The 21,265-nt window shown below is 62.9% G+C and carries 22 protein-coding genes; 15 read left to right on the top strand and 7 right to left on the bottom strand.

All coding sequences use genetic code 11. From position 1 onward, the window contains the following. The first annotated feature begins 2 nt into the window (after window positions 1-2). From ACFWAD_RS16870 to ACFWAD_RS16850, 5 genes are all read left to right on the top strand, one after another. Complete coding sequence (locus tag ACFWAD_RS16870; RefSeq protein WP_378545737.1) at window positions 3-1,748, top strand: proline--tRNA ligase; 1,746 nt, start codon at window positions 3-5, stop codon at window positions 1,746-1,748. 79 nt (window positions 1,749-1,827) lie between these two features. Next, window positions 1,828-2,499: an O-methyltransferase gene (locus ACFWAD_RS16865; protein WP_378533626.1), complete on the top strand. Its 672-nt coding sequence runs from the start codon at window positions 1,828-1,830 to the stop codon at window positions 2,497-2,499. Window positions 2,500-2,521: 22 nt separating this feature from the next. Then, window positions 2,522-3,181: a rhomboid-like protein gene (locus ACFWAD_RS16860; RefSeq protein ID WP_003942804.1), complete on the top strand. Its 660-nt coding sequence runs from the start codon at window positions 2,522-2,524 to the stop codon at window positions 3,179-3,181. 58 nt (window positions 3,182-3,239) lie between these two features. Then, on the top strand, window positions 3,240-4,970 hold the full coding sequence (locus ACFWAD_RS16855; RefSeq protein WP_378533624.1) for an acyl-CoA dehydrogenase family protein: 1,731 nt from the start codon (window positions 3,240-3,242) through the stop codon (window positions 4,968-4,970). Beyond that, window positions 4,967-5,746 carry a nuclear transport factor 2 family protein gene (locus ACFWAD_RS16850; RefSeq protein ID WP_378533622.1) on the top strand — a complete coding sequence of 260 codons (780 nt, stop codon included), beginning with the start codon at window positions 4,967-4,969 and terminating at the stop codon, window positions 5,744-5,746. The genes ACFWAD_RS16855 and ACFWAD_RS16850 overlap by 4 nt, the downstream gene beginning before the upstream one ends. Before the next feature lie 77 nt (window positions 5,747-5,823). On the opposite strand, the gene ACFWAD_RS16845 is transcribed toward ACFWAD_RS16850, so the two are convergent. Further along, window positions 5,824-6,249 carry a pyridoxamine 5'-phosphate oxidase family protein gene (locus ACFWAD_RS16845; RefSeq protein ID WP_378533620.1) on the bottom strand — a complete coding sequence of 142 codons (426 nt, stop codon included), beginning with the start codon at window positions 6,247-6,249 and terminating at the stop codon, window positions 5,824-5,826. Window positions 6,250-6,404: 155 nt separating this feature from the next. Between ACFWAD_RS16845 and ACFWAD_RS16840 the strand changes: the two genes are divergently transcribed. Together ACFWAD_RS16840 and ACFWAD_RS16835 are read left to right on the top strand one after the other, a co-directional pair. Then, window positions 6,405-7,700: an MFS transporter gene (locus ACFWAD_RS16840; RefSeq protein ID WP_378545733.1), complete on the top strand. Its 1,296-nt coding sequence runs from the start codon at window positions 6,405-6,407 to the stop codon at window positions 7,698-7,700. A 43-nt stretch (window positions 7,701-7,743) separates the two neighbouring features. Next, complete coding sequence (locus ACFWAD_RS16835) at window positions 7,744-8,748, top strand: DMT family transporter (protein ID WP_378533616.1); 1,005 nt, start codon at window positions 7,744-7,746, stop codon at window positions 8,746-8,748. Here ACFWAD_RS16835 and ACFWAD_RS16830 read toward each other — a convergent pair. From ACFWAD_RS16830 to ACFWAD_RS16820, 3 genes are all read right to left on the bottom strand, one after another. Beyond that, on the bottom strand, window positions 8,710-9,543 hold the full coding sequence (locus ACFWAD_RS16830) for an SDR family NAD(P)-dependent oxidoreductase (protein WP_378449959.1): 834 nt from the start codon (window positions 9,541-9,543) through the stop codon (window positions 8,710-8,712). The genes ACFWAD_RS16835 and ACFWAD_RS16830 overlap by 39 nt on opposite strands. Then, window positions 9,540-10,037, bottom strand: a complete 498-nt coding sequence (locus ACFWAD_RS16825; protein ID WP_019748058.1) for a nuclear transport factor 2 family protein — start codon at window positions 10,035-10,037, stop codon at window positions 9,540-9,542. The genes ACFWAD_RS16830 and ACFWAD_RS16825 overlap by 4 nt, the downstream gene beginning before the upstream one ends. A 93-nt stretch (window positions 10,038-10,130) precedes the next feature. After that, window positions 10,131-10,772, bottom strand: a complete 642-nt coding sequence (locus ACFWAD_RS16820; protein ID WP_378533612.1) for a TetR/AcrR family transcriptional regulator — start codon at window positions 10,770-10,772, stop codon at window positions 10,131-10,133. A gap of 83 nt (window positions 10,773-10,855) precedes the next feature. Here ACFWAD_RS16820 and ACFWAD_RS16815 point away from each other — a divergent pair, with 83 nt between their 5' ends. After that, window positions 10,856-12,280, top strand: a complete 1,425-nt coding sequence (locus tag ACFWAD_RS16815; protein ID WP_378545730.1) for an MFS transporter — start codon at window positions 10,856-10,858, stop codon at window positions 12,278-12,280. Window positions 12,281-12,334: 54 nt separating this feature from the next. On the opposite strand, the gene ACFWAD_RS16810 is transcribed toward ACFWAD_RS16815, so the two are convergent. Together ACFWAD_RS16810 and ACFWAD_RS16805 are read right to left on the bottom strand one after the other, a co-directional pair. Then, window positions 12,335-12,790, bottom strand: coding sequence for a ferritin-like domain-containing protein (locus ACFWAD_RS16810; RefSeq protein WP_378545727.1), 456 nt, complete (start codon window positions 12,788-12,790; stop codon window positions 12,335-12,337). Further along, entirely contained in the window at window positions 12,787-13,236 is a 450-nt protein-coding gene (locus ACFWAD_RS16805; RefSeq protein WP_378545979.1) for a hypothetical protein, read from the bottom strand. Before ACFWAD_RS16805 ends, ACFWAD_RS16810 begins: the two co-directional genes overlap by 4 nt. Before the next feature lie 271 nt (window positions 13,237-13,507). On the opposite strand from ACFWAD_RS16805, the gene rimP reads away from it, so the two are divergent. The 5 genes from rimP to ACFWAD_RS16780 all read left to right on the top strand — a co-directional run bounded on the left by rimP (window position 13,508) and on the right by ACFWAD_RS16780 (window position 18,994). Continuing rightward, window positions 13,508-14,116, top strand: coding sequence for a ribosome maturation factor RimP (gene rimP / locus ACFWAD_RS16800; protein WP_378545724.1), 609 nt, complete (start codon window positions 13,508-13,510; stop codon window positions 14,114-14,116). Further along, a complete protein-coding gene (nusA, locus tag ACFWAD_RS16795) occupies window positions 14,113-15,144 on the top strand; it encodes a transcription termination factor NusA (RefSeq protein ID WP_283303835.1) in 1,032 nt (343 codons plus the stop codon). Before rimP ends, nusA begins: the two co-directional genes overlap by 4 nt. 44 nt (window positions 15,145-15,188) lie before the next feature. After that, window positions 15,189-15,539, top strand: a complete 351-nt coding sequence (locus ACFWAD_RS16790) for a YlxR family protein (RefSeq protein ID WP_095970750.1) — start codon at window positions 15,189-15,191, stop codon at window positions 15,537-15,539. Window positions 15,540-15,647: 108 nt separating this feature from the next. Then, window positions 15,648-18,590, top strand: coding sequence for a translation initiation factor IF-2 (infB, locus tag ACFWAD_RS16785; protein ID WP_378449954.1), 2,943 nt, complete (start codon window positions 15,648-15,650; stop codon window positions 18,588-18,590). A gap of 113 nt (window positions 18,591-18,703) precedes the next feature. After that, window positions 18,704-18,994 carry a DUF503 domain-containing protein gene (locus tag ACFWAD_RS16780; protein ID WP_003942205.1) on the top strand — a complete coding sequence of 97 codons (291 nt, stop codon included), beginning with the start codon at window positions 18,704-18,706 and terminating at the stop codon, window positions 18,992-18,994. Window positions 18,995-18,997: 3 nt separating this feature from the next. Here the strand turns inward: ACFWAD_RS16780 and ACFWAD_RS16775 are convergent, their stop codons facing one another. Continuing rightward, a complete protein-coding gene (locus ACFWAD_RS16775) occupies window positions 18,998-19,465 on the bottom strand; it encodes a hypothetical protein (protein WP_378545721.1) in 468 nt (155 codons plus the stop codon). 312 nt (window positions 19,466-19,777) lie between these two features. On the opposite strand from ACFWAD_RS16775, the gene rbfA reads away from it, so the two are divergent. Together rbfA and ACFWAD_RS16765 are read left to right on the top strand one after the other, a co-directional pair. After that, window positions 19,778-20,257, top strand: a complete 480-nt coding sequence (gene rbfA, locus ACFWAD_RS16770) for a 30S ribosome-binding factor RbfA (protein ID WP_230813034.1) — start codon at window positions 19,778-19,780, stop codon at window positions 20,255-20,257. 12 nt (window positions 20,258-20,269) lie between these two features. Then, window positions 20,270-21,262, top strand: a complete 993-nt coding sequence (locus ACFWAD_RS16765) for a bifunctional oligoribonuclease/PAP phosphatase NrnA (protein ID WP_378545718.1) — start codon at window positions 20,270-20,272, stop codon at window positions 21,260-21,262. Window positions 21,263-21,265: the final 3 nt, after the last annotated feature.

The following is a 21,265-nucleotide window of genomic DNA, read 5'->3' as shown; positions in this document are numbered from 1 at the left end:
TCGTGATTACCCGTCTGTCCCACCTGTTCCTGCGTACCCTGCGTGACGATCCCTCGGACGCCGAAGTTGCCAGCCACAAACTGCTGGTTCGTGCCGGCTACGTGCGTCGTATCGCTCCAGGCGTCTACTCGTGGTTGCCGCTGGGATTGCGGGTGCTGCGCGAGGTAGAGCGTGTTGTCCGTGAAGAAATGAATGCCATTGGCGGACAGGAAATCCTGCTGCCTGCGCTGCTCCCGCGCGATCCTTACGAAGCGTCGAACCGCTGGACCGAGTACGGCCCCAACCTGTTCCGCCTCAAGGACCGCAAGGGCAACGACTACATGCTCGGCCCGACCCACGAGGAGCTCTTTGCTCTGACGGTCAAGGGTGAGTACAACTCCTACAAGGATTTCCCGGTCACCCTGTACCAGGTGCAGACCAAGTACCGCGACGAAGAGCGTCCGCGTGCGGGCATTCTGCGCGGTCGCGAGTTCCTCATGAAGGATTCCTACTCCTTCGACCTGACCGACGAAGGCCTGACGGAGTCATACCAGGCGCACCGCGGCGCCTACGAGAAGATCTTCACGCGTCTGGGCGTCAAGTACGTCATCGTCTCGGCCACCTCCGGTGCCATGGGCGGCAGCGCGTCCGAGGAGTTCCTCGCCGAGAGCGAGATCGGCGAAGACACCTACGTCCGCTGCCTCGAATCCGGTTACGCCGCCAACGTCGAGGCCGTCAAGACGGTTGTTCCCGCCTCGATTCCGTTCGACGGGCTGCCCGAAGCGAAGGTGTACGACACCGCGAACACCCCCACCATCGACACCCTGGTGGACTGGGCGAACGGCGCCGACCTCGGCCGTACGGTCACCGCGGCCGACACCCTCAAGAACATCATGGTCAAGACCCGTCTGCCCGGCGGCGAGTGGGAACTGCTCGGTATCGGCATCCCCGGCGACCGTGAGGTCGACGAAAAGCGACTGGAGGCTTCACTGGAGCCGGCCGAGTTCGTGATGATCACCGAGACGGACTTCAAGAACAACCCGTTCCTGGCCAAGGGCTACATCGGCCCGAAGGCGCTGCAGGCCAACGGTGTTCGCTACCTCGTCGATCCGCGCGTCGTCGACGGCACCAGCTGGATCACCGGCGCCGACGAAGACGGCAAGCACGTGGTCGGCCTCGTCGCAGGGCGTGACTTCACGCCGGACGGAACCATCGAAGCTGCCGAAGTTCGCGACGGCGACGCCTCGCCCGACGGAGCCGGTGCGCTGGTCTCGGCTCGCGGCATCGAGATCGGGCACGTCTTCCAGCTCGGCCGCAAGTACACCGACGTGTTCACCGTCGATGTCCTCGCCGAGAACGGCAAGCCCGTCCGCCCGACCATGGGTTCGTACGGCGTCGGCGTCTCGCGCCTGGTTGCCGTCATTGCCGAACAGCACCATGACGAGAAGGGCCTGCGCTGGCCGGCCGAGGTCTCACCGGCCGACGTCTACCTCGTCATCGCGAACAAGGACGAGACCGCTCGGGAAGGTGCCGAAGGCCTCGCCGCGCAGCTCGACCGCGCCGGTCTCGAAGTGATCCTCGACGACCGCAAGGCATCGCCGGGCGTGAAGTTCAAGGACTCCGAGCTGATCGGTGTTCCACTGATCGTTGTCGTCGGCCGTGGTTGGGCTGACGGCAAGGTCGAAATTCGCGATCGCTTCACTGGTGAAAGCCGTGAGATCGACGCCGACTCGGCGATCGAGGAGATCATCAGCGCAGTTCGCGGCTGATTCGAATAGGCGTCAGGGCCGCCGCAGCCACCTTCCGAGGCGTCTGCGGCGGCCCTTCTTTTCTGCCACAATCGAGCCTATGGAACGCGAACCGGATTGGGCAGAAGTCGACGGCTATCTCGTTTCCACGTTGGTAGGTGAAGATCCGGTTCTCGACGCGGCACTCGTCGCCAATTCCGAGGCCGGTCTCCCGCCCATCGACGTGGCGCCGAACCAGGGCAAGCTCCTCAACCTTCTGGCGCGAATGTGCTTGGCGCGCAATGTTCTCGAGATCGGAACGCTCGGCGGATACAGCACGATCTGGCTCGCTCGCGCGGTCGGTCCCTCGGGCCAGGTCATCACGCTGGAATTCGATCCCACCCACGCGGATGTCGCTCGGGCGAATATCGAGCGTGCCGAACTGGCTGACCGTGTCGACATCCGCGTCGGCGCTGCGCTCGACAGTCTCCCGTTGATCGCGAAAGAAGAGTTGGGACCTTTCGACTTGGTCTTCATCGACGCCGACAAGGAGAACAACACCGAGTACGTGCGGTGGGCGTTGGCCCTTTCGCATCCCGGAACCGTCATCATCGTGGACAACGTCGTGCGTGGGGGACACGTGTCCAACCCGGATATCGACGACGAGCGCGTCAAAGCGAGTCGAGCGGTGTTGGAGATGATCGCGGCCGAGCCGAAACTCGACGGCACCGCCATTCAAACCGTGGGTTCGAAGGGATGGGACGGGTTTGCCGTTGCAGTAGTGAACGAGTGAGCGCAGACTCGAAGCGGTGAGGATGCTGGGGGCAGCAAAGGCGGCATGGCGATGGGTGCGCAGTGCTCCCGGTACCTACGTTTGGTTGCTGGCCCTGCTGTTCACCACACTGTTCCTGCGGCATCTGCCCGACAATGTCGAGGAGCGTTTTCTCGGCAAGCGCTCGACCAATCTGCATCACCTGGCCGAAGACCCGCTACGAGTCCTGTTCTCGAGTGCCTTCTGGCTCGAAGGTGGCGGTTGGTTGGGATACCTGGTTCTCTTCACCATCTTTCATGCAACGGCTGAGCGTTGGCTCGGGACGTGGCGGTGGCTGTGTGTTGTCGTCATCGCCCACGTCGGAGCCACGTACATCAGCGAAGGTGTTCTGTACGAAGGTATTCGGCACGGATACGTGGCGGAGTCGGCGGTCAACACTCTCGACGTGGGTGTGAGTTACGGTCTGGCCGGCGTCATGGGGATTCTGGTATATCGAATCGTCGATCCGTGGCGATACGTCTATCTCGCGGGGTTGCTGCTCTTCTACGGTGTACCTCTGATTTTCGCCACCAATTTCACCGCCATCGGCCACATGTCTGCGTTGTTGCTCGGGTTGGCGTGCTACCCGATCACGCGCGCTCGGGCCGGCACGTGGAATCCGATGGACCTGTGGCATTCGCGAAGAATCGCAGGTCTTCCATGAATCGCACCGCGGAAAGTTACCCGCTGGTAGTTTAGCGTCATCGACGAAAGGTAATGACGTGTCTGGCACCGATGGACTGCTCTTCAACCCCCATACTTACGACCCCGCTCAGTTCGATCCGGAGACCCGCCGTTTGCTGCGAGCCACCATCGAATGGTTCGAGAGCCGCGGCAAGAAGCAACTTCTTCAGGACGACCTCGACGCCGTGTGGGTCTCAGACTTTCTCGAATTCGTCGGCAAGGAGAAGTTGTTCGCGACGTTCCAGACTCCGGCGGCATTCGCCGACGGTGACGAGAACCGTCGTTGGGACGGTGCCCGCAACGCAGCTCTGAGCGAGATCTTCGGTTTCTACGGGCTGGCGTACTGGTACGCGTGGCAGGTCACGATCCTCGGACTCGGACCGATCTGGATGAGTGACAACGACGCTGCGAAGAAGCGTGCAGCGCAGGAACTTGCCGACGGTGGTGTCATGGCGTTCGGGCTGTCCGAGCGCGACCACGGCGCCGACGTGTACTCCACCGACATGCTCCTCACTCCCACCGACGGTGATGTCGTCTTCCGAGCGAGCGGCGAAAAGTACTACATCGGAAACGGCAACGTCGCCGGAATGGTGTCCGTGTTCGGGCGTCGTACGGATGTCGAGGGTCCCGAAGGCTACGTGTTCTTCGTCGCCGACAGCGCACATCCGAACTATCAGCTCGTGGATAACGTTCTGCGCGGGCAGATGTATGTCAGCAACTTCCGCCTCGAGGACTACCCGGTGCGTGAGGAAGACATTCTGCACACCGGCGTCGCCGCATTCGAGGCCGCACTCAACACGGTCAACGTCGGAAAGTTCAACCTCTGCACCGGCTCCATCGGGATTACCGAGCATGCGTTCTTCGAGGCAATCACTCACGCACAGAATCGAATTCTCTACGGCAACCCGGTCACGGACTTCGCCCACGTTCGCGCCGCCTTCGTCGACGCGTACTCACGTTTGGTCGCGATGAAGCAGTTCAGTGCGCGGGCGGTCGACTACTTCCGCAGTGCCAGCCTCGAGGACCGTCGCTACCTGCTGTTCAACCCCATGACCAAGGCCAAGGTCACCTCCGAAGGTGAGAAGGTGGTCGGGTTGCTGCACGACGTGATCGCGGCCAAGGGTTACGAGAAGTCCACGTACTTCCGCGAGGCAGCGCAGATGATCGGCACACTGCCCAAGCTCGAGGGCACCGTCCACGTCAACGTCGGTCTGATCCTCAAGTTCTTGCCGAACTATCTGTTCAACTCGGCGGAGTTCCCGGAGGTCGTCACTCGCGACGACGCCGCCGACGACGAGTTCTTCTGGAATCAGGGGCCTACCCGCGGCGCTGCGAAGATTCAGTTCCACGAGTGGAAGCCCGTCTACGAGAAGCACTCTTCGATTCCGAACGTCGCTCGTTTCTACGAGCAGGCGATCGCGCTCACCGAATTGCTCACTGCTGCAGCGCCGGACGCGCAGCAGCAGAAGGATCTCGATTTCATGCTCAACGTCGGGCACCTGTTCTCCCTCGTCGTCTACGGTCATCTGATTCTCGAGCAGGCCGAGATCACCGGACTCGACGCCGACGTCGTTGATCAGATCTTCGACTTCCAGATCCGCGACTTCTCGGGATACGCGATCGCACTGCACGGAAAGCCCTCGTCGACGCCGGAGCAGCAGCAATGGGCACTGGCCGCGGTGCGTAAGCCCGTGGTCGACGGCGAACGCTTCGACCGGGTGTGGCAGCAGGTCAAGGCGTACGACGGTGCGTACGAGATGCGCGCATGACCGCCCCGGTGACGCGCGAGCAGTTGATGACCGTCGTGGAGGGATCTCCGAAAGCCGTCGGCGCGCATGACCGCTCGACGTGGGTTGCCCTGTTTGCCGGCGACGGGCAGATAAACGACCCTGTTGGTTCGCGTCCGCACAACGGTCAGGCGGCGATCGAAAGCTTCTACGACACGTTCATCGCCCCCAATTCGATCACTTTCCATGTCGAGCGCGACATCGTGTGCGGCCGGACGGTGTGGCGCGATCTGAGCCTCGCTACCGAAATGTCGACCGGAGTCGTTCTCGACGTTCCGATGCACTTGCGTTACGACTTGGTGGGGGAGCCCGATTCCTTGCGGATCGGAACACTTTATGCGCATTGGGAATTGGCGACGATGTTGAGCCAGCTCGCTACTGCTGGTGTGGCAGGGGTGAAGGCGGCCGCGAAGTTGACCCCGCAGCTGCTCTCGAACCAGGGGATCGGCGGGGCGCTCGGGTTCTCACGCGGCATCTTCGGAGTTGGAGACAAAGGCAAGAAGGCAGCGTCGCGGTTCCTCGATGCGGCCGCCGTCGGCCGGACGCCGCCGGTACCCGTCGAGCTTCCGGCGGGCACACAGTTGTCCAACGCTGATGTCAACGCTCTGCTGACGGGCGTGACGAAGAGCAAGATGTTGGTTGCCGGTCGAACTGTGACGGCGAGCGTCATCGTGTGCGGGGAACCAGCCATTGCACTGTTCGGCTTCGAGGCGAGCGGTCATCGCCTCAACCGGGTGCGTTTCTTCACCGAGAGCTGATATCGAGAGCCCTCCACATGCAGGTCAGGCTCGGCGCGCCACTCCGGCGCGCCGAGCCTTTCGGGTTCCGGTTGTTGTCAGAGGGCCCCGAGATCCGCGGACAGCCAGTGCTGCGGGTCCATGAAGATCGCCACCTGCTCGCCCAACTGAGATCGTGCGAAGTCGAGGTATCCGTCGACCTTGTCCGGAGTCAGGTAGCGCCGCGAGACTTCGACCAGCATCTCGTCGGTGCCCGGAACGATCTTGTCGACGGATCCGCTGACACTGACGTAACGGATTGTCGGATCAAGCCTTTCGGCCATCAACGAGAAATGACCGGCCGACGCGATGAGCTGCGCTTTTCGCGAATCCTTTCCCGTGAGGATCCACGGTTTCCCGCCGGGTGAGTACAGGTACCAGATCGGGACGGTCAACGGGCCGCGTTCGGGACCGTCCGATACGGACAGCGCCCCGATGTGGGGCTCGGACAGAAACTGTTCACGCTCATTTTCGGAGAGTGCCATTCCTCGAGATTACCGCGACGTTTGACATGGCGTTGTGACTCCGTACACAATCGACGTGCTCATTATGAACAGGCGTTCGCAATGCGAACATCGATCTGGACTACTGGATCTGAACCGGTAGCGAACGCCCACAAGCAGTGAATGTCGAGGATCCGATGACCGCACCGCATACGCAGTCGAGTTCAACCACCGGTTCGCGTCGGGTGAGTGCCGCAATGTGGGTAGCACCGTTGTGTTGGATCGCTGTGCTCCTGGACGGATTCGACCTGGTCGTACTCGGCGCGGTGATTCCTTCGCTTCTTGACTACGACGCATGGGGATTGAGCACAGGCACGATCACGATGATCTCGACCTTCGGGCTCGTCGGCATGACCATCGGCGCCCTCGTCATAGGCACTCTCACCGACGTCATCGGTCGACGCCGCGCGCTGCTGTACGCCGTTGCTGCCTTCTCGATTCTCACTCTGTTGTGCGCAATTGCGCCGAACCCCTTCATCTTCGGTCTGCTGCGCTTCCTGGCCGGTGTGGGACTGGGTGGCGCCCTGCCGACTGCATTGGCTCTGGTCAACGAATTCTCGAAGAAGCAAGGCGGCGGATCTGCGTCGACCTTGCTGATGACCGGCTATCACGTCGGCGCCGTTGCCACCGCCGCGCTGGCGCTCGTCGTGATCGAACCTTTCGGTTGGCGAGCGATGTTCGTTGTCGGCGCACTTCCTGCCGTCGTCCTGATTCCGCTCATGTTGCGGTATCTGCCGGAATCTCCGTCGTACCTTCTCGCTCACGGAAAGCGTGCCGAAGCCGAGGAAATCGCTGCCCGTTACGGAGTTGAACTCGAGGCCGCGCCTACCTCTGAAGATGGGCGCGCCGAAGCTGCCAATCCCGTTCGCGCACTGTTCTCTTCGAAGTTCCTGCGCAACAGCATCGCTATCTGGATCACCAGTTTCATGGGCTTGCTGCTCGTCTACGGATTGAACACGTGGCTTCCGACAATCATGCGTGAGGCCGGTTACAACCTCGGGGCGTCGTTGACGTTCCTTCTGATCCTCAATGCCGGAGCTGTCGTCGGACTGTTGATCGCCGGGGGTGTCGCGAACAAGATCGGCCCGCGTACCGCCGCCATCGTGTGGTTCGCCGGAGCGGCATTGTTCCTGGCACTTCTAAGCGTGAAGGTGTCGTTCGGGATCTACGTGATGGTCTTCCTCGCCGGATGCTTCGTGTTCAGTGCACAGGTGTTGGTCTACGCCTTCACCAGCGCCAATCATCCTCCTCAAATTCGCGCGACAGCGCTCGGATGGTCGGCCGGTGTCGGTCGGGTCGGTGCGATCTGTGGCCCGATTCTGGGCGGAGTTCTCCTGGGCGCGGGCTACGCCGTGCCGTGGGGCTTCTATGCATTCGCGCTTGTCGGTCTGCTCGGTGCAATTTCGATCTCCTGCACACGGGTACGCATCTGAAATACCAGTTTCGCCGGTTGGTGTGCTACTGCTATCGTAAAACATGAGTACCAAGAGTAGCGCTATCGTCACGCCGCAGGCACTGCTACCGACGACATCGTCTCGATCCGGTTTGTGGTGGGGCCTGCTCGGAGTGCTGGCGTTCTCGTTCACCGTTCCGCTCACGAGAGTCGCCGTCGCGGATCTCGACCCCTTGTTTGTCGGTGCGGGCCGCGCCGTCGTCGCCGGAGTCCTTGCGATTGTGATGCTTTCGGTAACTCGCGCGACGCTTCCGACGCTTCGGCAATGGTTGCGCATCGCACTCGTGACCGTTGGCGCGGTTCTGGGGTTTTCACTGTTCACCACGTTTGCGTTGCAGACATCGCCGGCAAGTCACGCGGCGGTGGTGATCGGTCTACTTCCCGCGGCTACTGCGGTTTTTGCCGTCGTTCGAGGAAAAGAGCGCCCCAGCCCGGGATTCTGGTGGGCAAGCGCCGCCGGTGCGGTGTCCGTCGTAGGGTTCGTGGCCGTCGCAAACGGTGGACTCGGCTCGTTCCATCTCGCTGACCTTCTTCTGTTCGCCGCGGTTGTCTGTGCAGCGCTGGCATATTCGGAAGGTGCGTTGCTGGCTCGCGAGATCGGGTCGTGGCAGACGATTGCCTGGGCATTGATTCTTGGACTGCCGGCAACGATTGCGTTGACGGTGGCGTCCATGGCACAGGCCCCGGTCTCTGCCGATACGAACTCGTGGCTTTCGTTTGCCTACCTGGGGTGCGTGAGTATGTTTCTCGGGTTCTTCCCCTGGTACCGGGGCCTGGCGATCGGTCCCATTTCCACAGTGAGCCAAACACAGTTGGTTCAACCGGTACTCAGCATCGCGTGGTCGGCGCTGATACTCGGTGAGGCGTTGTCACCCTCGATCATGGCCGGTGGCGTCGTCGTGATCGTGTGCGCCTGGCTTGCTTTGAAGGCCCGAGTGGCAGCGCCGCGTGCTGTGTCGGCACGCGACGCGCCTACTGCTGCAGATGGCTCAGAAAAGCGGCCCGCCGCCGAAGGCACTGCGATGTGACGCCGGTTGTTTCCCGTTGGCGTCGGTGATCCCGTATTCGACAGCCGTTTCCGCGGTGATCAGAGTGTGACCGCTGCGCGCGTTCACTTCTGGATCGTTGGCCAACGCGGTGATGACCTGACCGACGAATTCGGGGGTTTCGGCCTCGGCCAGCGAGAAGCCTTCGAAGCTCTCGATTCCGCTCGCTTCCATGCGTTCGTTGCGGATCAATCCGAGCCAGAAGGACAGCGCGGTGACGCCGGTTCCCTTCAATTCGACGGCCATGTCCGCAGCCATCTTGTCCAAGCCTGCCTTCGACATGCCGTACAGCACCGAGTGCAGGTACCCGCGGGTCCCGAATGACGAGATGTTGCCGATCACTCCGCTGCCCCGGGGAACCATCAACTTGGCCGCTTCCACCGAAGCAACGTAGTGGGCGCGTAGCCCGATCCCGATCAGCGAATCCCAATCGTCGATCGGCCTCTTCCAGAACGGATCAGCGAAGCCTGCATAGCCGGCCGGGTTGGCCCAGACGTTGTTGACCAGGAGATCGAGGCGCCCGGACTGTTCGTCTGCGATACGGGCAAACAGGTCGACGATCTGCTGATCGTCGCTGTGATCGCACTGCACGGCAATGCCGTGACCACCGCGCTCGGTGATCTCCGCTGCGGTGCGATCGAGCGGGCCGTCGGCGCCGACGGTTCCTCGTGCCGTCACGTACACCGTCCAGCCGTCGCTTCCCAAGGCGAGGGCAATGCCCTTACCGACGCTTCGGCTGGCACCGGTTACGAGCGCAACTTTTCCGTTCGTCGTCATCGCGGCCCACCCAACGAACCCTCGGCGATGTCAGCGTCAGGGGACAGTGGAGTGGTGATCGACCACGTCTCCGTGAAGTGGCATTGACTCATTTTCCACACACCGTCCTCGATCACGTATTTGTCGTCGTATTCCCCGGTCATCAACTTCTCGGTGCGTCCGACGGTGTCGACCTGGCGGAACTGCAGGGTCCATCGACCTACCGCGGAAGTCTCCGAGGTCAGTGCGATATCGGGATGCAATCCGTGATGCATGTCGAGGACCGCGTACCGGCCGTCGACCTTGCGGAGGGCGATCTTCTCGAAGATGTCCGCCATCGGCCCCGCGTCGTCGAACGCGCCGAGACGGCCGTAGTCGATCGACGCTCCGGAACGGATGAAGCTGTTGCGGAACTGAACTGGATCCTTGGCGTCACAAGCTCGCCAGTAGCCGTGCTTGAGCTTCTTGATTTCCTCGATCTGTTCGAGCGCGTCGAGGCGTTGTGCGAGATCCAACGTCGGTCCTTTTCGTCTGGGTTTCCCGGAGACATGTCGGATCGACTGTAGGGTGTCCTCAGTCACATGTGTGTAGTTTTTCCCAGTGACCGGTCAGGAATCGGTGTCGGTTTCGGTTTCGCTCGAGGATTCGTCGCCGGTGAGCGTGATCGCAGTCGAGTCGCTGAAGACGCTGCCCCAGAGCTCGCCGAGGGCCGGATCTTCTTCGGCGTGTTCGGGCGCCATCATTGCGAGCAGATTGTTGATCAGCATCCCGTTCGCGATGAACAAACGCGCTTGCTCGGGCGTGCAGCCGGTGCGCTCGCGCAGCAAGGTGTAGATGCCGGACATGGCGTTCCGGGATACGGCGGCGACGTCATCGGTGCTGGTGGCGAAGCCGTGCAACATGACAAGTAGTAGATCTCGGTCGAGAACCAGTTCGCCGTAGGCGGATCCGAGCTCGGCCCAGAACTGCGGATTGCTCGGATCGATCGTGACCGTATCCAATTTGTCGTTGAACGTGCGCACGATTTCGTCGAGCGCGCGCGTGAACACCGCGTGGAACAGATCTGCCTTGGTTCCGAACATGCGCACGACGTAGGGCTGTGAGACACCGGCTTCCTTGGCGACGGCGTCCGTACTGGTTCCGGAGTATCCGCCCTTTGCGAATGCTCGCGTTGCCGCGGCAAGGACGAGCGCGCGACGTTCCGGTGCGCTCATCCTGCGGGTACGTGGTTCAGCTGCACCGATCGACATGTTGACACGTTATCACCGGATAGCTTAGTTTCGACTTAAGTAATCATTCGATGCCTTAAGGCACCTTCACTTGAGGAATCACGATGACCGTTTTGACGAAGTCCGGATCGGACGCCGCATCCGGGTCGGAAAGCAGTGGAGGACGTAAGGTTTCGATCGCGATAGCGATGGTTGCTGCTTCTCTGCCCATGTTCATGGCCACCCTCGACAACCTCGTGATGACGAGCGCGCTGCCGGTGATCGAGAAGGAACTGAACGCGTCCGTCGGGCAACTTCAGTGGTTCATGAACGCGTACACACTCTGCTTTGCGACGCTGATGCTTTCGGCGACGACGCTCGGCGATCGGTGGGGGCGCCGCAAGATGTTCGTGTTCGGGATCGGGCTGTTCACGGCGGCGTCGATTGCTTCGGCGTTGTCGACGACACCGAGCCTGCTGATCGCGGCCCGAGCTTTTCAGGGCGCCGGCGCTGCCGCGATCATGCCGCTCTCGCTCACTCTCCTCGTGGCAGCGGTGCCGGAAGCCAAGCGCGCCATGGCAATCGGCGTGTGGGGTGGAGTCTCCGGACTGGGAATCGCGATGGGTCCGGTTGTCGGTGGGGCAGTAGTCGACGGGTTCTCATGGCAGGGCATCTTCTGGATCAACGTGCCGGTTGCGATCGTCGCTGTTCCTCTCGCGCTGTACGCGTTGCGCGAATCGACCGGTCGCACAAAGCCTCTCGATCTTCCCGGTGTCGCGCTCGCCGGGCTCGGCGTGTTTCTGGCGGTATGGGGAATCGTTCACGGCAACGACGAGGGCTGGGGATCCTTCGGAGTGGTGGCGTCGCTGGTGGGTTCCGCAGTTGCCTTGGCGCTGTTCGTTCTTCGCGAGATGAAGGCGTCGCATCCGGTGATGCCCCTACGTCTGTTCCGCTCGCGCAGCTTCTCGATGGCGAACGTCATCGGCTTGACCTTCTCGATCGGTATCTTCGGGGCGGTGTTCCTTCTGTCGCAGTATCTCCAGATCGTGATGGGTTACAGCCCGTTCCAAGCAGGCCTGCGGACGCTTCCGTGGACGGCAGCGCCGATGATCTTCGCGCCTCTCGCCGGTTTTCTGGCACCGAAGGTCGGGCTCCGTTCGCTCCTGCTGACCGGGCTGTTGCTCCAGGCCGGAGCCCTGTTCTGGTTGGCCGCGTTGATCGGTCCGGACGTGACGTACGCGTCGCTGGTTCCGGCGCTGCTGATGGCTGGCATCGGCATGGGCTTGACCTTCGCGCCGAGTTCGACCGCGGTACTCGTCGACATGGACGAGCCCGATCACGGAACGGCCAGTTCGACGAATTCCACGCTTCGTGAGATCGGTGTTGCTCTGGGAATCGCAGTTCTCACCGCAGTTTTCCTCGCCGCCGGCGGTGCGCTCACTCCGCTGGGCTATGGCGATGCACTGACACCAGCTCTGCGCGTCGGCGGTTGCTTTGTGTTGGTCGCGGTGGTCGCGGCGTGGTTCGTGCCCTCGCATCGAAAGGCCTGAGCACTGCTGTGCGCCTTTGTTAACCGCCGGCGGTTAACAAAGGCGCACAGCAGTTTACGAAGCCGGGTCCCCTGGGAACGCTGAGGTGGCCGGAGCGGTTCCCAGTGCGGACCGCCAACCGGCACCGCGGATTGCCGCATCGGTGAGGCCGTCGATTCCGAACGTGCGGAGTTGGTCGGTGTCGACTTGTTCGACAAATGCCCGGTAGGTCACGGCAGTGTCGGCTTCGATCTGCGCAGCCAGTTGCGCTGCGGTAACGGCATCGGTCACCGGGAACGGAATCTCGTAGGCCGCCGCGGCTGTCGGCGGGGTCTCGCCGGCTTCGGTCGAGAGTGCCACCAGAGCATCGCGTCGAGCGCGGTGCGCAGCTGTATGCGTGGCAACTTCGTTGACGCGGGCAGGGTTCGAAAACGCGGCGACTACTCCGTAAGCGAAGATCGCGGCATTCTCGGATTCGATGGCGGTCAGCAAGGCAGAGCTCTCGGATCGACGGGTGTGCGAGGTGATCACGGAAGCAACACCGCAACCTGGGTTGAACACGACGCGCTGATCGAGCCGAGCAAGCCTGCGCGATAGCCGGACATCGTCCGCGCCAGGTCTGCGGCACTGCGCGCCGAATCGGCCAGCGAGGTACCCAGCGCGTCGACGCCCGTAGGAGCGTTCGCGGCCGAGGTCGACGGCGATGCAGTGGTCGTGGCGCTGCCGCCCGCTGCCCGCGCGATCTCGGCGTCGAGTTCGAGTGCATGCGCTGTTCGTTCGGCGCTGATCGTCGTGAGCGAGGCCGACTTGTCCGGTGCAAGAGCGATCGCGGCGGTTGCCGCTGCCGCGTCCGAACGGGCTCTCTCGGCCTGGGCCGTCAGCTGGTCGACTTCTGCAGCCGCCTCCGCTGTGCCGTCGTCGGTGCAGGCGGACAAGGTGAAGGCTGCAGCGCCCAACGCTGCTGCGGTTCCCGTCATCTTGATCGCACTCCGCCGGGAGAGTGGGGTAGTGGTCATGGGCGTCAGCACCAGTCCATCGTGCCAGGTGGTCGGCCGATCGTTCGAATCCGCGGGTCGTGTTCAACTGTGACGTGCGTCGGGCACTCTGGTCACGGAGGCGCGCAATGAGCGGTACTCTTGGATGCTTGCAGCATGTGGCACCTGGTGTCTTTTCATGCTCGCAGCCGCCCACGTCGACCGTCGACACAAGTCGGACAATCGACGACAACTGAAATGAGGAGTTCGCGAGATGCCGGTGCCATCCAGGGAGAGGGTGATCGAGCTGATCTCCGAACTCGTGCACGCCCAGGGTTACGACGTCGAAGACGTAGTCGTGACCAATGCGGGCAAGCACAGCGCGGTGCGCATCATGGTCGACAGCGATGCCGGGATCGAACTCGATGCCGCCGCAGAGGTCAGCAGACTCGTTTCGGAACTCTTCGACAGTCTCGAGGAAATCGGTGAAACGCCGTACACCCTCGAGGTGACCTCGCCGGGAATCGATCGTCCGCTGACGCTCGAGCGTCACTGGCGTCGAGCGCGGGGACGTAAAGCGCGCATCGATCTGGCCGGCGAGACCGTGGTGGGCCGTATCGGAACGTTGAACGAGGATTCGGTTGCGGTTGTCATCGGTGGGCGCGGCGGACTGAGCGTGCGAGCGATTGCCCTGGCCGACGTGCAGAAGGCAGTCGTTCAGGTGGAGTTCTCCAAGCCCAGTGAGGCGGAGTTGGAACTCGCGGGCGGCATCCCGGAGGGCCGTGCAGTCCCGTCGGATGCGGTTGATGTCGGTGTCGACGGCGCTGAAGACGACGAAGCAGAATTAGAAGACGTAGAAAACGAAGAAGGGTTCGACAAGTGAATATCGACATTGCAGCGTTGCGAGCGATCGAAGCCGAAAAGGGTGTCTCGATCGAAACTGTGATCGCCACGATCCAGACCGCGCTGCTGACGGCGTATCGCCACACCGAGGGGCACAAGCAGAACGCTCGGATCGACGTCAACATCAAGACCGGTTCCGTGCGAGTGATGGCGCACGACACCGATGCAGACGGCAACATGATCGGCGAGGAGTGGGACGACACTCCTGAAGGATTCGGCCGGATCGCGGCGACAACCGCACGCCAGGTCATCCTGCAGCGCCTGCGCGACGCCGAGCACGAGCGCAGTTTCGGTGAGTTCTCCACCCATGAGGGTGAGATCGTCGGCGGTGTCATCCAGCGTGACACGCGAGCGAACTCTCGTGGAATGGTCGTCGTTCGCATCGGCAGCGAATCCAACGGCGCAGAAGGGCTGCTGCCGCCGGCAGAACAGGTTCCCGGCGAGAACTACGAACACGGTGAGCGCATCAAGTGCTACGTCGTCGGAGTTGCTCGCGGCGCCCGTGGCCCACAGATCACCCTGTCGCGGACCCACCCGAACCTGGTACGCAAATTGTTCGCCCTCGAGGTTCCGGAGATCGCAGACGGCAGCGTCGAGATCATCAACGTCGCGCGTGAAGCGGGACACCGTTCCAAGATCGCCGTTGCCTCACGCGTGCAGGGACTCAACGCGAAGGGCGCGTGCATCGGCCCGATGGGTCAGCGCGTCCGCAACGTCATGAGTGAACTCGCGGGGGAGAAGATCGACATCATCGACTTCGACGAAGATCCGGCGACCTTTGTCGGCAACGCACTTTCCCCGTCGAAAGTGGTCTCCGTCACTGTCGTCGATCCCGAAGCTCGTGCGGCCCGTGTCATCGTGCCCGATTTCCAGCTCTCGCTGGCCATCGGAAAGGAGGGCCAAAATGCCCGCCTGGCTGCGCGGTTGACGGGTTGGCGTATCGACATTCGTAGCGACGCGGCACCCGCTGGAGATGCGTCCGAGCGGCCCGCCACGTCCAACGGATAACGGTGGAATGCAGTGATCGAGACGGTTCGGCGGTAGAGTGGACAATGGTTCGACGTGAGTCCTCGGATTCTGCGCGCGTGAAACCCGGTTCGCCGGTCAGAACGTGTGTGGGGTGCAGGGAACAAGGGTCGGCTGTCGATCTGTTGAGGGTCGTGGTTGGTGAGCAGGGGCCGGAGGGTTCCCCGCTGATCCCCGACGTATCGCGAAGACTCCCCGGTCGAGGTGCATGGCTGCACCTGGATCCGAGTTGTCTGAGCCTGGCAGAGCGGCGCCGAGCATTCAGCAGAGCACTGCGAGTGTCCGGAAATCTGGACACGTCCGCTGTCGACCAACTGGTCGACGCAGTTCACACAAAAGCAGTACCTCTCGAGAAGAACAGGCACAAGCACTCATGAGCACACCGTGAAGCACCAACGATGAACGTCCATCGGCGATAACCCGAGGTCGTGCGGGACCCACATCTGTGGGATGCCTCCTGCTCGACCTCATCAGTGAGGAGAGCAGTGGCAGGCAAGGCCCGCGTGCACGAGTTGGCTAAAGAACTCGGTGTCACCAGCAAGGAACTACTCGCAACGCTCAAAGAGCAAGGCGAGTTCGTGAAGTCTGCGTCATCCACAGTGGAGGCGCCCGTCGCCCGTCGTCTGCGGGAGTCATTCCCGTCGGCCGGCGGAGCAGAAACCAAGACCGAGACCGGCGCATCCGCTCCGGCCCGCCCCGCGGCAAAGCCCGGTGCACCGTCGCCGTCAGCTGCAAAGCCCGGCGCCCCGCGTCCCGGCCCCAAGCCGGCCGCACCCGCACCAGCCGCTCCCGCAGCACCGGCACCGGCAGCCCCCGCGGCTCCCGCAGCCGCTGCTCCGGCAGCACCGTCGGCGCCGGTCCCCACCCCGACGTTCAACGCTCCGAAACCAGCGCAGCCGGCACGCCCGGCTCCGGCTGCTCCCGCAGCGTCGGCACCGGCAGCCCCCGCGGCTCCGGCCGCACCGTCCACCGGCGCAAAGCCCGGCGGACCGCGTCCGGGACCGAAGGCACCTCGCGTCGGTAACAACCCGTACTCCTCGGCTCCCGCCGAGCGTCCGGCACCTCGTCCGGCTCCCGGCGCACCGCGTCCGGGTGCAGGCCAGGGCGGTTCTCGTCCGGCTCCGGGTCAGGGCGGTCCTCGTCCGGCTCCCGGCCAGGGTGGACCTCGTCCGGCTCCGGGTCAGGGCGGTCCCCGTCCGGCTCCCGGCCAGGGTGGACCTCGTCCGCCTGCAGGTCAGGGCGGACCCCGTCCCAGCCCCGGCTCCATGCCTCCTCGCCCTAACCCGGGTGCAATGCCTGCTCGTTCCGCTCGTCCCGCGCCCGGTGGCGGCGGACGTCCGGGTCGTCCCGGTGGCGCTCCCGGTGGTCGTCCGGGTGGCGGCGGCGGTGGATACCGCGGTGGCGGCGCTCCCGGCGCCGGTGCCGGTGCAGGTGCTCCCGGTGGAGCAGCTCCGGCCGGTGGATTCCGCGGTCGTCCCGGCGGCGGTGGCCGTCCCGGTCAGCGCGGCGCAGCGGCAGGTGCATTCGGTCGTCCCGGCGGAGCAGTTCGCCGTGGACGTAAGTCGAAGCGGGCGAAGCGCGCCGAGTACGAAAGCATGCAGGCTCCCGCAGTCGGCGGTGTCAGGCTGCCACGCGGCAACGGTGAGACCATCCGTCTCGCTCGCGGCGCATCGCTGTCGGACTTCGCGGACAAGATCGATGCGAACCCCGCAGCACTCGTGCAGGCGTTGTTCAACCTCGGTGAGATGGTCACGGCAACTCAGTCGGTCAACGACGAGACGCTGGAGCTGCTCGGCGGCGAAATGAACTACGTCGTGCAGGTCGTCAGCCCGGAGGACGAGGATCGCGAGCTGCTCGACAGCTTCGACCTCACCTACGGCGAGGACGCCGGCGGAGAAGAGGACCTCGAGTCCCGTCCGCCTGTGGTGACCGTCATGGGCCACGTCGACCACGGTAAGACCCGTCTGCTCGACGTGATCCGTAAGGCGAATGTCCGTGAGGGCGAAGCCGGCGGCATCACGCAGCACATCGGTGCCTACCAGGTGCTGACCGAGCTCGAGGGCAACGAGCGTCTCGTGACGTTCATCGACACCCCGGGTCACGAGGCCTTCACGGCCATGCGTGCTCGTGGTGCCAAGGCCACCGACCTCGCGATCCTTGTTGTCGCAGCCGACGACGGCGTCATGCCGCAGACGGTGGAAGCGATCAACCACGCCCAGGCGGCCGACGTGCCGATCGTGGTCGCGGTGAACAAGATCGACAAGGAAGGCGCGAACCCGGACAAGATCCGGCAGCAGCTCACCGAGTACGGACTGGTGGCCGAGGAATACGGCGGAGACACCATGTTCGTCGACATCTCGGCGAAGCAGGGCCTCAACATCGACGCACTGCTCGAAGCAGTGCTGTTGACGGCCGACGCCTCCCTGGATCTGCGCGCCAACCCGGACATGGACGCTCAGGGTGTTGCCATCGAGGCGCACCTCGACCGTGGCCGCGGCCCCGTCGCTACCGTGCTCATCCAGCGCGGAACGCTGCGGGTCGGCGACTCGATCGTTGCCGGTGATGCTTACGGCCGCGTCCGCCGCATGGTGGACGAGCATGGTCAGGACGTCCACGAGGCACTGCCTTCACGTCCGGTCCAGGTCATCGGCTTCACGTCGGTCCCCGGTGCAGGTGACAACCTGCTCGTGGTCGACGAGGACCGTATCGCTCGCCAGATCGCAGACCGTCGCAACGCACGTAAGCGCAACGCGCTTGCAGCGAAGAGTCGTAAGCGCATCAGCCTCGACGATCTCGATGCAGCTCTGAAGGAACATTCACAGCTGAACTTGATCCTCAAGGGTGACAACTCGGGAACCGTGGAGGCCCTCGAAGAGGCTCTCCTCGGAATTCCGATCGACGACGAGGTGCAGTTGCGCGTCATCGACCGCGGTGTCGGTGGCATCACGGAGACCAACGTCAACCTGGCTGCTGCGTCCAACGCGATCATCATCGGCTTCAATGTCCGCGCCGAAGGCAAGGCAACGGAGCTGGCGAACCGCGAGGGCGTCGACATTCGCTACTACTCGGTGATCTACCAGGCCATCGACGAGGTCGAGAAGGCGCTCAAGGGTCTGCTCAAGCCGGTGTACGAAGAGGTCGAGCTGGGCAAGGCAGAGATCCGCGCCATGTTCCGTTCGTCCAAGATCGGCAACATTGCCGGTTGCTTGGTCACGTCGGGCAGCATCCGTCGCAACGCCAAGGCACGTCTCATCCGCGACAGCAAGGTCGTCGCCGAGACGGTCACCATCTCCTCGCTCAAGCGGGAGAAGGAAGACGCAACCGAGGTTCGCGAAGGCTACGAATGTGGTTTGACCGTCACCTATTCCGATATCAAGATCGGTGACGTTCTCGAGTGCTACGAGCTTCGCGAGAAGCCGCGCGACTGATTATGTCGACACGGGCGTTGGGGCGGACGCACGTGAGTACTAGCTGACATGGACTCTCTCGGACTTGAACATACAAGTCCGGGAGAGTCCATTCGGCTCTGTCTAGGGGGAAAATGTTTGTAGGGGCACTGGAGTTCGACATCCTTTTCGGCGATGTCCACTCACTCAAGGAAAAGCGTTCGATGCTGTCGCCGATCCTGACGGAACTCCGTCGATTCGGCGTGAGTGCAGCGGAGGCAGGGGAGCAGGGACGCCTGCGTCGTGCGCTCGTCGGCGTCGGTGTGGTCAGCTCGTCCGTCGATCACCTGCACGATGTTCTCGATCATTGTGAACGGGCAGTGGCCGAGCGTCCGGAGATTCAGTTGCTGGCAGTGCGAAGGCGTATCTTCGGCCCGGAAGACTGAGCGTCACCGATCGGCGTCAGTGAGCCACGTTTCCAGGCGGCGTACCGAATCGAGTTCGTCGGCAAGGGATTCGGCGTCTCCGGGGCCCAGTGTGACGGCGTCCACCGCATCGCGTATTTTTCGCGCAATCTCGATTTCGCCCAGCGCAATGGCGATCTCGGCGCGAGCGGTCAGCGCTTTCACCAGATCCACCGCGTCGGCGCCAGGGAATCGACGTAGTCCGACGTCCAGAACCCGAGCGGCAGTGCGATCGTCGTTCTTGAATTCCCGAAGAATACGGGCGTTGTCGACGACCCTTGCCAACCCTTTCAACGACTTCGATCCGCCGTACTCGAGGTCTTCAGGTTCGTCACGCTGAATGAAGATGATGTTGTTGCCCGAGGGATCGACGACTGTGAACCGACTTTGACCCGGCCGGAAGCGCGTGATTCGAGGCGCGCCCTTGGCGAGGACCTTGCCGTAGCTCGACACGTCCGCGCACGGGAGAAGTGGGACGGTGGTCTCGTTCTCGACTACGGAATCGATATCGGTCTCAGGACTCTCCTCGATGCGATCAGGGTGGGGCCGATGTGTCGATGCTCACGCCCGATGCACCCGGTTGCCGTGGAGATCGACGACGGCCCTGCCAGCGGTGTGAATGTGGTCGAGGACCTCTGCGTATGGTGATTTGGTTGCCGGGTAGCCGATGGACGAGACTGTTGTCGGTAATAATTCTTGTTAACCAGAACTTTGATCGATCGAGTCACCTCGAATCGAGTGGCCAGGTAGAGGAGACTGACAGTCATGGTAGATCCAGCCCGGGCACGCAAGTTGGCAAAGCGTATCGGAACCATCGTCGCGACGGCGATCGATCACGAGATCAAGGATCCGCGACTCGCATTTGTGACCATCACGGACACCAAGGTCACCAACGATCTGCACGACGCGACGGTGTACTACACGGTCATGGGCGAGAAGGTCGATTCCGCGCCTGATGTGGAAGCCGCAGCCGCAGGTCTCGAGAAGGCCAAAGGTGTTCTGCGCTCGAAGGTCGGTGCCGGAACCGGAGTCCGCTTCACACCGACTCTGACGTTTGTCGCCGATACTGTTCCCGACACCGCGCGTCATATGGAAGAACTGCTGGCCCGTGCCAAGGCCGCCGACGACGAGGTCGCCAAGGCGCGCGAGAACGCTCAGCCCGCCGGAGATGCAGATCCGTACAAGGAGCCGCGAGCAGCTGCAGACGAAGACGAGGCGTCGCCAGATGTTCGTGAAGCCGACTGACGCGCACCGAGAATGACGATCACCGCACTTTCGGACGTCGACCCCTGCGAGGCGAAGTTCGCACAGGTGGCCGAGGTTCTCGAAGCAGCACACACGGTGACAATTCTCTGCCATGTGCAGCCGGATGCGGACACGATCGGTAGCGGACTTGCACTCGGCCTCGTTCTCGAGCGTCGGGGCGTTTCGGTGCAGGTCGCGTTCAGTCGGCCGTCGGCGCTGCCCGAGTCGATGGGTGATTTCCCAGGTGTTCACTTGCTTGTGGCGCCCGCCGATGTTCGTGAAAGCGTCGATGTTCTGGTGACCGTGGATGTCGGGAGCGAGGGCCGGCTCGGTGAGTTGGCGAGTCGACTCGCCGGCGCGAATCGCACGATCGTCCTCGATCACCATCGCTCCAATTCCGAATTCGGAACGATCAACGTCGTCGACGAAACCGCGGCTTCGACGACGGCACTCATCGCACGCTTCTTCGATGCGTGGGGAGTTGCGATCGATCGCGATCTTGCGCACTGTCTCTATGCCGGACTGGTCACCGACACCGGCTCCTTCCGGTGGGGTGGTCCGCTTCCGCATGTGCTCGCGGCGCGTTTGCTGGCGACCGGCATCGACGGCGACGCGATTGCGCGCAAGCTGCTCGACACCCATCCGTTCGGGTGGTTGCCGATGCTGGCTTCGGTACTCGGGTCCGCGGTGCTGGTCCCGGAAGCTGCGGACGGCCGTGGGCTGGTGTACGCGGTGATCCGACGCAGTGACATCGGCGATCTTCGTTCCGAGGAGATCGAGAGTGTCGTCGATATCGTGCGAACCACTTCGGAAGCCGAAGTTGCCGCAGTACTCAAAGAGTCGGTTTCCGGAAGCTGGTCGATCTCGTTGCGGGCAAAGTCGGCGATCGACGTGTCGGCGGTCGCTGAAAGTCTTGGTGGTGGCGGGCACCGGCTATCGGCCGGATATACATCGACCACTTCCAGCGACGAGATTGTTGCCGCGCTCGTCGCGGCACTCGGCTGAATC

It is taken from the genome of Rhodococcus sp. NPDC059969 (assembly GCF_042738325.1).
In the GTDB taxonomy this organism is placed as follows: domain Bacteria; phylum Actinomycetota; class Actinomycetes; order Mycobacteriales; family Mycobacteriaceae; genus Rhodococcus_F.
This window is presented reverse-complemented; position numbering and strand designations above follow the sequence as displayed.

Bases quoted from the DNA above. Each gene is read 5' to 3' on its own strand.
- ACFWAD_RS16865 (WP_378533626.1), top strand. From the start codon at position 1,828: ATGGAACGCGAACCGGATTGGGCAGAAGTCGACGGCTATCTCGTTTCC.
- ACFWAD_RS16765 (WP_378545718.1), top strand. From the start codon at position 20,270: ATGACGATCACCGCACTTTCGGACGTCGACCCCTGCGAGGCGAAGTTC.
- ACFWAD_RS16835 (WP_378533616.1), top strand. From the start codon at position 7,744: ATGAGTACCAAGAGTAGCGCTATCGTCACGCCGCAGGCACTGCTACCG.
- ACFWAD_RS16845 (WP_378533620.1), bottom strand. From the start codon at position 6,249: ATGGCACTCTCCGAAAATGAGCGTGAACAGTTTCTGTCCGAGCCCCAC.
- rbfA (WP_230813034.1), top strand. From the start codon at position 19,778: ATGGTAGATCCAGCCCGGGCACGCAAGTTGGCAAAGCGTATCGGAACC.
- ACFWAD_RS16780 (WP_003942205.1), top strand. From the start codon at position 18,704: ATGTTTGTAGGGGCACTGGAGTTCGACATCCTTTTCGGCGATGTCCAC.
- ACFWAD_RS16850 (WP_378533622.1), top strand. From the start codon at position 4,967: ATGACCGCCCCGGTGACGCGCGAGCAGTTGATGACCGTCGTGGAGGGA.
- ACFWAD_RS16790 (WP_095970750.1), top strand. From the start codon at position 15,189: ATGGTTCGACGTGAGTCCTCGGATTCTGCGCGCGTGAAACCCGGTTCG.
- rimP (WP_378545724.1), top strand. From the start codon at position 13,508: ATGCCGGTGCCATCCAGGGAGAGGGTGATCGAGCTGATCTCCGAACTC.
- ACFWAD_RS16815 (WP_378545730.1), top strand. From the start codon at position 10,856: ATGACCGTTTTGACGAAGTCCGGATCGGACGCCGCATCCGGGTCGGAA.
- ACFWAD_RS16860 (WP_003942804.1), top strand. From the start codon at position 2,522: ATGCTGGGGGCAGCAAAGGCGGCATGGCGATGGGTGCGCAGTGCTCCC.
- ACFWAD_RS16840 (WP_378545733.1), top strand. From the start codon at position 6,405: ATGACCGCACCGCATACGCAGTCGAGTTCAACCACCGGTTCGCGTCGG.
- ACFWAD_RS16805 (WP_378545979.1), bottom strand. From the start codon at position 13,236: ATGACGGGAACCGCAGCAGCGTTGGGCGCTGCAGCCTTCACCTTGTCC.
- ACFWAD_RS16830 (WP_378449959.1), bottom strand. From the start codon at position 9,543: ATGACGACGAACGGAAAAGTTGCGCTCGTAACCGGTGCCAGCCGAAGC.
- ACFWAD_RS16820 (WP_378533612.1), bottom strand. From the start codon at position 10,772: ATGTCGATCGGTGCAGCTGAACCACGTACCCGCAGGATGAGCGCACCG.